This window comes from Weissella thailandensis, from assembly GCF_005405465.1.
Lineage (GTDB): Bacteria > Bacillota > Bacilli > Lactobacillales > Lactobacillaceae > Weissella > Weissella thailandensis.
Map to the genome: position 1 here is coordinate 107464 of NZ_BJEC01000001.1, position 12684 is coordinate 120147.

Sequence of the window (12684 nt, forward strand, 5' to 3'; positions counted from 1 at the left end):
AGGTAGACGATTGGCAAAATTAACTGATTCAAAAGGTAAGACAGTCGTGCTTTCTGTTGAAACGGAAAATGAGCAATTTGAAAATACAGTTTCTACTCATCCAGTTGAAAATGGTTCACCGATTACTGATCATTCACAAATGGAAAGTAAAACATTTGAGTTTTCAGGAAAGATAATTGGAAAAAGCCAAGCTGAAGTTGATGATAAGTACATGCAATTGTTGAATTGGTCCCAAGGATCAACGCTTTTACAATTTCGTGGTGCTATTCGTCATAATGGTATGCTTATTAGCCACCTTGAAAAAACTTATGATGATGGTGGTTTTCAAAATGCTGTGAAGTTCAATATCTCATTAACGGCTGTTTATACGGTCAATGTTTACTGGGCCAAGGCTAAAAATTCAGGTAAAAAGCAAGCTAAAGCTCCAAGTAGTGGTGTCTATGTGACAGTGCGCCCTGGTAACACTTATTGGGGTTGGTGGATGAAATATGGCACCCCAATACAAACGCTTAGAAACTGGAACCACTGGCCTGATAGACGTATTCCAATCGGAGCTAGAGCGAGGGTGAAATAATGGATGAACGAGGTTTGATTGATGTAGATGTAGAGAGTTTGCCAGAGGAGTTTGAAATTGAATTAGCTGGTGACAATGTCTACTTACGTTTTGACTTTAATGAAGAAGGTCAGTTTTATACGGTTGATCTATTCAACAATGCGTATGAACCAATTGTTACTGGCGAACACTTAGTATATGGTCAACGTTTGTGGCGAGACTTCACTAAGCCAGAGATACCACAAGTTGATATCGTACCATTTGATATTTCGCACAAAGAAAATACCGTCACGTCTGATAATTTTGGACGGACGGTATTTTTGTATCTGATGACTTTTGAAGATGATGAGGTGATGTAATGGCTGTCACAATGCAATATTTGTTTGAGGTGTACGTGGAAATTTACACCAATGGTGGCACGTTGAAGTATGTGCATAATAACAATCCAAGCCAGTCAATGGATATTGAGTTTAGCTTGCCATTTAACAATACAAGTGATCGGAGCGTTGGCGAAGTAACAATTTGGAATATGAGCCAGATTAGTTTCAATCGTATTGCTCAGGGAAATCGAATTGTTATTAAAGCTGGCTACCACGGAGATGTTGGGGTCATATTTGATGGCGAAATATTCCGTCCAACGGTGCCAAGTCGTGAAGGTGGTGACTTAAACTATACCTTGCGAGTTGTTGAGGGTAAAGAATACCGCAAACTGAAGCATGTTTCGTTAACGTTTGGGGAAGGCACCACTGCTAAAACAATCATCAATAAAATCGTGCAAACAACAGGTATCAATCTGAATTTTGTTTCGCTAGGTCGCAATTATGTATTTAAGGAAGGCTATACAGTCGATGGCTCGCCATTTGATGCGTTGAGTGACGTGGCTGAACAAGCACGAGCTGCATTGTTTTATCGACGTGGTCAATTAACCATGCGTTGGTTATACGATGACAAGGTAACTGGTAATTTCTATTTGGCTAATAATACGGGCCTCATTTCATCACCAACAATGGAACGACGTGATGATGATTGGGTCGAAGATGATGACGATGATGGCCTAGGTCGTTTCACATATTCAGCTGATTCAATTCTTAATTACCGAATTACTACTGGCGAGCATGTGCATTTAAAGAGTGAATCTGTTGATGTGTGGGCTGCAGTATTAAGCGGTGAACATACATTTGACGGTGAAAATCCGACAACATCATTAGAGTTAGGGGTGAAGTAAATGGCAGATACCGGACAAAGACCAAAAATGCGGGATAATGACGTCTCATTCTTTTTGAATGTACTACCAAACACCATTAAAGCAACGCTAAATGTTGCACAATTAGGTAAGGTCACACGCTTATACGATGACAATAAAAAAGCAGAAGTCCAGCCACTGGCGTTAAGTTCGGATGAAACACCACGAGCACGTTTAATTGGTGTTCATGTGGGCAAAACTAAACGGAGTATTATTGCCGTTGGTGATGTGGTGGTTGTCATGTTTATGGACCGTTCAATTGCTAATTTTGATGGATCTAACAAGTTGTTTAAATTGTCTGCTAACAGATTACACGATTTGAATGATTCCTTCATCGTGGAGGTGTATTGAATGAGAGATATTCGTTTAGACGATACTGGTGGCTTAAATTTCAAGAGTGTTGTCACGCAATCAGAGGAAGTCATGCAATCAATACGCATCATTCTTGAAACAAAATTAGGCGAATTTATTGGTGATCCTGAATTAGGGTTAGATCGAACTGACTTAATGGAGAAAAATTTTGATGCTCGATATGCTAGTCAATCGATTCATGATGCGCTTGGTCAGGATAATCGAGTTGAAGTTATTAGTGTTGACGTGATACCCGATTTTTATAGGCGGACCGCAACAGCACAATTGGCTTTAGCAGTTGATGGTGAGGCAAAAGAAACGGAGGTGCAATTAAATGTTGGATGATAACGGATTTACTCGGCCCACATATGATGAATTGGTTAGTGATCTAACTGCAAAATGGTTAGAACTATTTGGTAGTGATTCAGATACAAGTTCACATTCAGTTGCTGGCGTATTTATTAGGTTGATTGCCTACTTCATGAATATACTTTATCAATTGGCTGAAAAGGTGTACAACGCACAGTTTTTAAGTACTGCAACAGGCGTGTCACTTGATAAAATAGCTGCAAATTATGGGCTTTATCGCAACCCGGCAGCGCAAGCTATAACCGAATTAACATTCACTGGAACTCCAGGTTATCTTTTGCCGGCTAATACATTATTCAAAACAGCAGAAGGCATTGAGTTTCAAACAGCTGACGATTTGATATTTTCAGTTGACGGAAGAGGTAATGGCACTGCTTATGCCGTTGATGTTGGTTCGGTCTATAACGTCCCAGCTAATACGATTATTTACCAAGTTGAGCCAACCTCAGATATTATTTCTGTTACCAACGTTGAACCTGTCGAATCTGGTGCAGATTCTGAGACAGATTTAGAGTTGGCCAATCGAATTAGAATTGCGAATGACACACGGCCATCAAGTCCAGCAAACGGTATTATTTCAGCCGTCATGGCAGTGACTGGTGTCAAAACGGTTCAAGTAGTGCAAAACAACACTTTATCAGAAGATGAGTTCGGTAATCCACCAAAGACAATTCACGTTTATGTTGACGGTGGAGATGAAGAGAAGATTGCTGATGCTTTATTTAATTCTGTATCGGCAGGTATTCAAACAGTTGGATCTAAACAACAAGTAATGACTGATAACGCTGGATTTAGCGATAACGTCATTGCTTTTGATTATGCACAGCAAACCGCAATCTATGTGTCGATAAATGCGCAAACTAATTTAGATTTTGAAACAGACGGTATTCAGCAAATTAAAAATGCAGTTAATGATTATCTGACAAAAGTACCAATGGGTGGCATTGTTAGATTTTCATATTTGTATAAATACGTTTATGACAAAGTCCCCGGAATTGATGTTATTGAAGTAAAAATTGGCTCAAGTAAGGATAGTTTAACAATGGCCGATGTTCAATTACAGCAATTTGCAATTCCAGTGACGACAGCAGATAGTTTGGTGGTGACAGAGAATGCATGATTTTAAAGAATTGTTTCTATCTAAATTGCCTAGCCCCATTAATCGATTTGCGGAAGATACGATTACCTTTGCTGAATGGCTAAATGCGACATTTCAAAAACTAATTGGTTTGTATCAAACGATTGAAGCATTTCGAGACATCAATAAGGCGAATGGTAAAGCGCTGGATAGAATTGGTGATCAATTCAATCAGCAACGTGGATCAGCGGATGATGACTTTTACCGCATCATGATTAGGTCTAAGCAAGCCACCAATATGGGTAATTCAACGGTCAATGGATTAATCAATATGATTGCACGTTCGTTAGACATTCAGCCAGATAAAATTCGAATTGAATCATTGCGACAATATGAGAATGGCACGCTAAATGATGGTGAGCCGTTAGCAATTAGAATTAGTAACATTCCACTAGAATGGGCTCGATCTGATTTTGAACAAAATTATATTTTGGAACGAATTAAAAATGGTGTTGCTGCTGGTGTTCGTGTTGATGAAGTGAGTTTTGTTGATAATTCTAATGCTGTGTTGTCTGTTCGTGGCTTAACATCTGCTACTGTCACATACGAAGTCAAAGGAGAGGGGTAATAGATGGCAAATAAATTTACGAATTTTAAATTCACCACTGAAGGTAAAGATACCTTAACTGAAGTACTTGCTGCAAAAGGCAGTATTGCTATTACGCAGGTTTATACTTTTGCGACAAAACTAACTGATGCGTTGGTGTTCACGCAACTTTCATCACTAGGGCCTAAACAAATTAAACCAGTTGGAACTGTATCAGCACAAAGTAATACGGTTGAAACTCGGTTGCAGATTGATAATGCTGATTTAACATCTGATTACAATCTACAAGGAATTGCGCTTGTAGGGACATTTAACAAGACTAATTTCGTATTAGGTTATATCAACACTAATGAAGCAACCAATTTGCCAGCATTCAGTGGAAATCAGGTTCAAACAATTGCCTTAGATGTTTCTTTTGCAATTTCTGATACATCTGTAATCACAATCAACACACAAACTGCTGGAATGTTGACGGTTGCGGACTACAATGCCTTGGTTGCTTTTATTAAAGACCAAGTGGCACCATTATCAGTAGATAAAAAGGTTGTTCACTTAACTAACAATGAAATCATTGATGGTATTAAGACATTTAAGCAAAAAATTACTGGTTCGATATCTGGCAATGCCAATACGGTTGACTACATTAATATTCACCAAATTACTGCAAATATTGATTTAAATACTCTGACTACAAATGGTAACTATTTATCGACATTAGAGACGAAGACTACCAGCAATAAGCCAGGCGGAACGTCAGAACAGTACACGCTTATTTCCACCGGTAATATTCAAGTATTTAATGATATAAAGACGGATAAAACATATATACGTAACTACATTAAATCTGATACATTTACATCTTGGAAAGTTGTTATTGAAGACATTGATCAAACATTAAATGCACAATTTAATTTCACTAAAGTGCCAACTGTTAATAGTAAGCCAGTGGCAATTCAGGCTGATTTGCAAACTGAAACCACTAATCGTACTAATGCAGATAAGACTATTAACAATTCTCTAGCAACAGAAGTTTCCGACCGTAAAAGTGGGGACGCTACAAATGCAAATGCTGTTCAAGCTGAAGCTACCGCACGTTCGCAAGCGGATAGTTCAGCTGTTGCTGCCCTTAATACTGAAAAAGCAACACGTTCAGCTGCAGATGCGACATTAACTAAGAGTGTTAGTGATACGCAAGCAGACTTACAAACGGAAGTTGCTAATAGAGCTAGTGCTGATAAAAATATTGATAATTCTGCAGTTCATAAAACTGGAAACGAGTCTATTGCTGGAAATAAAACGTTTAGTAACAATGTAAATGTTAATCATATCATGCAGGCTGATTGGTTTTACAAACACGTTCCAGCGGGGACTGCATCTAGTCAAATTATGGAAGTTATGGACGATAACCTTAGCGATGGTAAGCCGCACTCTATTGGAAAATATTATTCAGGAGCACCTGATGGTAATGGTATTAGTATCACAGGAAACGGCCTAACTGCTATTGGTGGTGGTGAATCTAGTAGTGCTATATTGGATGCTATTGCTAACGGAACAACTGACTCAAGTATCTTGCCTCCTAACGCTTTAAATTCTGAAAATCTTATTCTTGCTTCTGACCAAGAAATTTATTTCTTACAAAGTCAACAAAATGCACCAAATTACACTAATATTTGGCGATTAAATACTGGTGGATATTGGGATCGTTATGATGAAACTTCCAAAAAATGGATCAATGTTATTCCTAATGTATCCAATTTATTGGCACAAGATGACTCTGTGGTCCATAACTCAGGTAATGAGAATATATCAGGTACGAAATCGTTTGGTTCAGCAATTAACGGTGATATTTCAGGCAATGCAGGTTCTGCAACAAAACTGCAGACAGCTCGAAGTGTTGGTGGAGTAAACTTTGATGGGACTGCAAATATCAATTTACCAGGGGTAAACACTCAAGGTAATCAAGATACGACTGGAAACGCAAGCACGGCTGATAAACTGCATACTGCTAGGACAATTGGTGGTGTTAGTTTCGATGGTGGCAGTAATATTAATCTTCCAGGCGTTAATACGCAAGGAAATCAAAATACAACTGGTAACGCAGCATCAGCAACTAAATTGCAAACGGCTCGTAAAGTGAATGGAACTGCATTTGATGGAACAAAAGATATCAGTGTAAATGCAGCAAATGATAGTAACCTTGTTCACCAATCTGGCAATGAATCAATTTCTGGTTATAAGACGTTCAACAATACTTTGACTGTTAATGGTATTTCAAAAGCTAATTATTTTTATAAAGAGGTAACTTCTACAGATGAGACTGCAATACTTGAATTTGAAGATTCAAGCGGCGACTCAACGATTGTCAGAAGAATGGGTTCATATTATGCACAAGATAGTTATGGTGCAGGTATCGCATTAAGTTCGGGTGGATTAACAGTTATAGGTGGTGGTGAATCTCCATTTAATGTTATTAATAAAATTAAAGATGGAACCATAGATTCAACTGCTATTCCATCCGTGAACCCTGGTTCTGAAGACATGATTGTGGCATCTGACCAATCTATTTATTTCTTACCTAACTTTCAAAATAATAATAGTTATAATGCAATGTGGCGAATGACCCAAGGTGGATACTTACAAAGTTACAATGGTACCAGTTGGGTGAATGTGTTACCAAATAATAGTGGCCTAGTTGCGCAAGATGCAGCTGTTGTTCATGATTCAGGTAATGAAACTATTTCTGGTACCAAATCATTTAGTTCAACAATTATCGGTAGCGTTTCAGGCAATGCAGGTTCCGCAACAAAATTGCAGACAGCTCGAAGCATCGGTGGTGTCAGTTTTGACGGCTCAGCTAACATTAACTTGCCAGGAGTAAATACTACTGGAAATCAAAGTACCTCAGGAAATGCTGGATCTGCTACTAAACTAGCCACTGCACGAACGATTAATGGTACTAAATTTGATGGAACCGCAAATATCTCAATTAATGCGGCAAATGATTCTAGCTTGGTTCATCAATCTGGTAATGAATCAATCGCAGGAAACAAGACCTTCACTGGGACAACAAACTTTAATGGAAATGTTAGCAGCCGTGGCGCATCTAAAACCGCAACTGTAAAATACCAAAGTGTCACAATGACATTCTATGAAACACCAATTGGTGTGCAAGTAACGGTCAATGGTAATTTAACCAATTTCAAGGCAAGTCAACAAGGTTCAGCTTCTGTAACGTTTGGTACAATACCAAGTAATATTACCAATCCACCAATAAGAACTTATATTGTCTCATCAACTGCCTCAGGTATTCCTGGTAAGAGCAATAACGTACCGGTTGCTATTAATTTTTCTTTTGATCCAGATGGAACAATTGGGTTTATTGCCGCACATGGTAAAGAAAATGACGCGTCTGAGTTCAGCGGTTTATGGTCAAGTGTTCGTGGTAGTACCTATTGGATTAAATAATAGGAGGGTTTACTTTGATTAAACACATAATTAAGAATAAGTTCTGGATAATAACCGGTGCTGAACTGATAACGATTGCGTTTATGTTCAGTATCGGTTTTTCAGTTATTGACATTCATGTCCCAGCTTCGTTTCAGTTAGTTGCTCATCCTAGTTTCAGATTGCTAGTTATTGCTGATGGTGTCGCCATGATTGTTCAATCAGTTTGGGATATTACTTGGTACTACATTCGTGAAGTGACACGTTTAGCTGCAGCAGGCGTTGTTGGCATGATGATGAGTGCATTTTTGTTGAGTGATCTGAACACACTTCACATTACATTGGTTCCGCTTGGTCTGATGTTTCTATTAGTCAGAATACTGATTGATTTGTTGACTGACAATACATTGTTTAAAGTACGGAGGTAGGTTAATGAGTCAAGCTACTTGGACAGCTTTATTGGGCTTTCTTTCCGCCTCAGTGGCTGGAGTGTTGGCCATTTGGAAAATGAATGTCGCTAAAACTGTCTCAGCTGATAAAGATTTTATTACGATGTATAACGAGTTGATGAAATCAAACAATAAGCTAATTGAACAAAATGCTGAACTGACAGCAGAATTACAAAAAGCACATGCATCTATTGAAAAATTGACGCAACGCATTAAAGAATTGGAGGATAAGTTAGAAAATGAACATTAATCATATTAGTGAATGGGTATTAGCTCTTTGGAGCACGGGAGTATTAATGGCAGTTGCACACGCAGCGAGCCGTTTTTTTGTTGCCCATACCAAGAATAAGAATTTGTTACTATTGAATGAGTGGGCAATGCAAGCTGTTCAATATGCAGAAACACATCTACAAGGATCAGTGGAAAAGAAACAATCTGCTTTGAATTTCTTAACTGAACGCTTAAACGCCAACAAGCTCGGCTTGAAATTTGATGACAAGCAACTCGACACTGTGATTGAACTCGCTGTAACGGCTCTACATAATGGAGGTAAGACCAATGACTAAATTTGAATTTAATGATGTGGCAAATTATCAACCGGATACATTGGCTTACTTCCAAGGATTGAAAGCTAAGGGCTCTGGTGCTGCGATTGTTAAAATTACACAAGGTACTGGGTACATTAACCCTAAAGCAACTAACCAAGTTAATCACGCTGATCAAGCAGGACTAAAAACTGCCGGTTATCATTACGCAATGTTTGGTGGCAATGTTGCAAATGCTCATGCTGAAGCTAAGTATTTCCTTACACATGCAAAGGCACGACTAGCTAATGGCTCAATCTTAGCATTAGATTATGAAGATGCTGCCACAACCGGTACCAATAAGAACGCCAATGCCAATGCAATTATTGCTTTTATGCAAGACGTTAAGAATGCTGGCTTTATTCCATGGTTCTACACTGGTAAGTACTTTATTAATGCTCATGTCAATCATGTTGCAGTTAATAAAGCATTTCCAAATGCTACTTGGATTGCTGGTTATCCTGGTACATCTTACCCTGATTTTAATTACTTTCCATCAGTAGATGGCGTGATTGCCTGGCAATACACCAACAACTGGAAGTCGTTAGGACTGGATGGTTCAACGTTATTGCTCGATTGGCCAGAAGGTTCAACTACTGCTAAACCTGTTGCAAAAACTGCTACTAAACCAGCACCTACTAGTAAGACATTAGGCATTGGCGCTCACGTTCAACCACGTTGGGCAGCTAATGACCAATCACGAGTTTGGCAGTTTGACACCATTAAGCAAGTAAACGGGATGTGGCAAGGTGCAGAATATCTTGAGGCTGGTGGAGCTAGTACGTTTAGCTGGACTGACAACGGTATTCCTTTGGCGCTAGTTGACTTGACTGATAAAAACGGTAAGAAATTATCAAACCAAAACAATGCAGGCAAGGGTAGCTACTTCAAGTACAACACCTACTTCAAAATCACAAAGCAAGGAAACGGTATGTCATTTATCGTACCTGACTCAAAGGGAGCTGGATATGGTTTCTGGGTGCTAACAAAATATCTCTACTAATATAAAATCAAGCCCACTGAGCTATGCTAAATTGCATAACTTAGTGGGCTTTTTTTCATGTTTCGGATAAGATAGTATAATATTGTGTAGGACTAAAACAAATAAGGTTAAACTTAACTAGGAAACTATAACAAAATAAATAGTTAGCCCATTAGTTATCCTTTAAAATATAAATATTGATACAACGGGGTTTAAAAGAGATATGCCAGAGCTACCAGAAGTTGAAACTGTTCGCCGTGGATTGACCAATTTAGTTGCAGGTCGCACAGTTGAAAGTACAGAAGTTAGATGGGAAAAAATTGTTGGCGGTTTGACCGCAGAGGAGTTTGACCAAGCGTTATGCAACCAAACAATTCTAAAAATTGATCGTCGTGGGAAATATTTATTATTTAGATTTACTGGTGACATCACGATGGTGTCACATCTTAGAATGGAAGGATCATACTACACCGTACCTGCTGGGACAGAACCCGGTAAGCATGACTTAGTAACTTTCCATTTAGATCATGGTGTTGATTTATTTTACAGAGACACACGTAAGTTTGGTCGAATGAACGTTGTACCAAATGATCAGGTCATGACAGTTGCAGGGTTAGCAACAATCGGTCCTGAACCAACAGAGTCAGATTTGACGATAAATTATATGATTTCTGAATTTGGCAAGTCAAAAATGCACGTGAAGCCTTTTCTATTAAACCAAAATCATATTGCTGGACTGGGGAATATATACGTAGATGAGACTCTTTGGCAGTCAAAAATCCATCCCCTCACAGCAGCTAATCAATTAACAGTAGAAGAGTTAACAATTTTACGTAAGAACATCATTGCTGAACTAGCCAGAGCAACTGAACATCATGGAACGACTGTACACAGTTTTACAAATGTGTTTGGTAATGCTGGTGAATTCCAAAATGAATTACAGGTATATGGTCGTGTCGGCGAACCTTGCCTACGTTGTGGAACACCATTAATTAAAACTAAGGTTGCGCAACGAGGTACGACCTATTGCCCAGTTTGTCAGGTTGAAAGGACAAAATAATGTTTAAATTAGGTCTTACAGGTGGTATTGCTACCGGAAAAACAACGATTTCAAATTATTTAAAGTCAATCAATATTCCGGTATTAGATGCTGATGAGTATGCCAGAAAGGTTGTGGAACCAGGAACCCCCGGATTAGCTGAAATCACCAATACTTTTGGCGAGCAAATTTTACAGCCGGACGGTTCTTTAAATCGAAAACTTTTAGGACAAATTGTATTTAACGATTCGTCAGCACGTCAAACATTAAACGATATCACACATCCGCGTATTCAACAGATGATGGCGGATGAACTACATCGCCTAGCTGAACAACAAACACCTTTAGTTATTTTGGATATTCCGCTCTTGTTAGAAAATAATAATGTTGCGGGCGCAGACGCTGTGATGGTGGTGACAATACCAGAATCTTTACAATTAACACGCTTAATGCAACGAAATAATCTAACTGAAAAAGAGGCGCAAAGTAGAATTGCAGCTCAGATGCCACTCGTTGAAAAGGAAAAATTAGCTGATTTTGTTATTGATAATTCAGGGACCATTTCAAGTACGCAAAAACAAGTGGAGAAGGTCATTCAAAAAATTAGACAGTCATTTTAGTAAAGGAGGCAGTGAACCATGGCAGAGTTTTCTATACAGCAGCGCTATCGATTAATATATGATGAATCAATTGATATGACAGCTGTACGGTCATTAACTAAGGTCTACTTACCAATCATTGGCCGTGACGCATACACCCTTTATTTAGCATGGGCAACAGTTGGCGAAACAACAGAAGCCAAGAATAGACACGTTGATCTTTTAGATCAGCTAGCAATGAGTCAACAATCCTTTATGGTTGCTCGCAGTAAGTTAGAGGGGATGGGATTAGTTCGGTCTTATAAACAGACAACTAATTTTGGGACACAATGGGTTTATCAGCTTTTTCCACCAATGGCGGTGCGGACATTCTTGTCTGATGCTTTGCTTTCTAGTCTATTAGCGCATTATCTAGGTGATGAGTTGTTCAATGACTTAGTAACAGACGAATTACCAGATTCACGCCAAATTTCTGGTGACAATGTGTCTAAGACATTCTTTGACTTAGTAGGGCAGGAAAATTTCATTCATCGCAATCGTGCGCCGTTAACAATGGCTGATCACGATAAAAAATTGCCACATGATATTCGTGAGGCTGCGCAACCTCTGAATTTAGGACTGATGGCAGATATGTTGCAATCATATGGTATCAAGCAGCGAACGTTACGTGATAATGAAGTTGATTTAATGATTCAAAAAACGTTGTATGGACTGTCTGATTTGGAATTAGTGAGAGTTATCCAAGCAACAACATCACCAAATAAACAAATTGACTTAGTTGCTATAAAAAAGGCATTAGAAGGTAATTTTAAGCAATCACAAATTAGAGCAAAGCATGTTGAGACAAAACCGCAGCCAGTCACAGCGGAACAACCACAAAATGATGGTGACGATCCAGCTACGCGTTTGATTCATACTGCGCAAACTATGTCACCACTACAATTCCTAAAAAATTTGCGCCAAAAAGACAACGGATTTGTAGCTGACAATGAGGTTAAGGCTATTTCAGACATTGCAAAAATGAATATTGTAACATCTGAGGTACTCAACATTGTATTATATGAATTAACAGTTATTGAAAAGAAAACAACGTTAAATAAAACGATTTTGCAAACGCTTGTGAATGATTGGTCACAAAATCATGTCACTGATGCTCTTAGCGCGTTACAATATCTACAACGTCGATCGAAGAAGCAACAATCTCGACAGACAAAGCAATCACCTAAAAAGTGGTCGCGTCAAAATAATGCAAGTAAGCAAGAAACACGACCTGATTGGGAAAATCAACACGGTACTTCAATATCCAAAGCGGATGCTGCTTCAGCACGCGAAGCGCTAGCAGCAATGAGGGCTCGTCGTAAGCAAAATACTTCAGAGGAGAACTAA

At 38.7% G+C, this 12684-nt stretch carries 15 protein-coding genes; all 15 read left to right on the plus strand.

Annotated elements, in window-relative coordinates; all coding sequences use genetic code 11:
- Positions 1-10: 10 nt before the first annotated feature.
- Complete coding sequence (locus FFM62_RS00570) at positions 11-574, plus strand: LysM peptidoglycan-binding domain-containing protein (RefSeq protein ID WP_115470407.1); 564 nt, start codon at positions 11-13, stop codon at positions 572-574.
- Positions 574-912, plus strand: coding sequence for a phage baseplate plug family protein (locus FFM62_RS00575; protein WP_115470408.1), 339 nt, complete (start codon positions 574-576; stop codon positions 910-912). Before FFM62_RS00570 ends, FFM62_RS00575 begins: the two co-directional genes overlap by 1 nt.
- Positions 912-1778 carry a phage protein gene (locus tag FFM62_RS00580; RefSeq protein WP_115470409.1) on the plus strand — a complete coding sequence of 289 codons (867 nt, stop codon included), beginning with the start codon at positions 912-914 and terminating at the stop codon, positions 1776-1778. The genes FFM62_RS00575 and FFM62_RS00580 overlap by 1 nt, the downstream gene beginning before the upstream one ends.
- Positions 1779-2147: a hypothetical protein gene (locus tag FFM62_RS00585; protein ID WP_083603388.1), complete on the plus strand. Its 369-nt coding sequence runs from the start codon at positions 1779-1781 to the stop codon at positions 2145-2147.
- On the plus strand, positions 2148-2492 hold the full coding sequence (locus tag FFM62_RS00590) for a GPW/gp25 family protein (protein ID WP_075268874.1): 345 nt from the start codon (positions 2148-2150) through the stop codon (positions 2490-2492). It abuts the gene before it with no gap.
- The gene (locus FFM62_RS00595) at positions 2482-3636 is read left to right on the plus strand and encodes a baseplate J/gp47 family protein (RefSeq protein ID WP_115470410.1); all 1155 of its coding nucleotides are present in this window, start codon (positions 2482-2484) and stop codon (positions 3634-3636) included. The genes FFM62_RS00590 and FFM62_RS00595 overlap by 11 nt, the downstream gene beginning before the upstream one ends.
- Positions 3629-4222 (plus strand): hypothetical protein, encoded by a 594-nt coding sequence (locus FFM62_RS00600; protein WP_115470411.1) that lies wholly within the window; start codon positions 3629-3631, stop codon positions 4220-4222. Before FFM62_RS00595 ends, FFM62_RS00600 begins: the two co-directional genes overlap by 8 nt.
- 3 nt (positions 4223-4225) lie before the next feature.
- Positions 4226-7666 carry a beta strand repeat-containing protein gene (locus tag FFM62_RS10205; protein WP_207798768.1) on the plus strand — a complete coding sequence of 1147 codons (3441 nt, stop codon included), beginning with the start codon at positions 4226-4228 and terminating at the stop codon, positions 7664-7666.
- Between the two features lie 14 nt (positions 7667-7680).
- Positions 7681-8073, plus strand: coding sequence for a hypothetical protein (locus FFM62_RS00615; protein WP_115470412.1), 393 nt, complete (start codon positions 7681-7683; stop codon positions 8071-8073).
- Positions 8074-8077: 4 nt separating this feature from the next.
- Positions 8078-8344 (plus strand): hypothetical protein, encoded by a 267-nt coding sequence (locus FFM62_RS00620; RefSeq protein ID WP_042493126.1) that lies wholly within the window; start codon positions 8078-8080, stop codon positions 8342-8344.
- Positions 8345-8390: 46 nt separating this feature from the next.
- Positions 8391-8660 (plus strand): phage holin, LLH family, encoded by a 270-nt coding sequence (locus tag FFM62_RS00625; RefSeq protein ID WP_240005886.1) that lies wholly within the window; start codon positions 8391-8393, stop codon positions 8658-8660.
- Complete coding sequence (locus FFM62_RS00630) at positions 8653-9681, plus strand: GH25 family lysozyme (protein ID WP_165845858.1); 1029 nt, start codon at positions 8653-8655, stop codon at positions 9679-9681. The genes FFM62_RS00625 and FFM62_RS00630 overlap by 8 nt, the downstream gene beginning before the upstream one ends.
- Positions 9682-9883: 202 nt before the next feature.
- Complete coding sequence (gene mutM / locus FFM62_RS00635) at positions 9884-10720, plus strand: DNA-formamidopyrimidine glycosylase (RefSeq protein ID WP_075269675.1); 837 nt, start codon at positions 9884-9886, stop codon at positions 10718-10720.
- Positions 10720-11319 (plus strand): dephospho-CoA kinase, encoded by a 600-nt coding sequence (gene coaE, locus FFM62_RS00640; protein ID WP_115470415.1) that lies wholly within the window; start codon positions 10720-10722, stop codon positions 11317-11319. The genes mutM and coaE overlap by 1 nt, the downstream gene beginning before the upstream one ends.
- Before the next feature lie 18 nt (positions 11320-11337).
- Positions 11338-12684, plus strand: a complete 1347-nt coding sequence (locus FFM62_RS00645) for a replication initiation and membrane attachment family protein (RefSeq protein ID WP_115470416.1) — start codon at positions 11338-11340, stop codon at positions 12682-12684.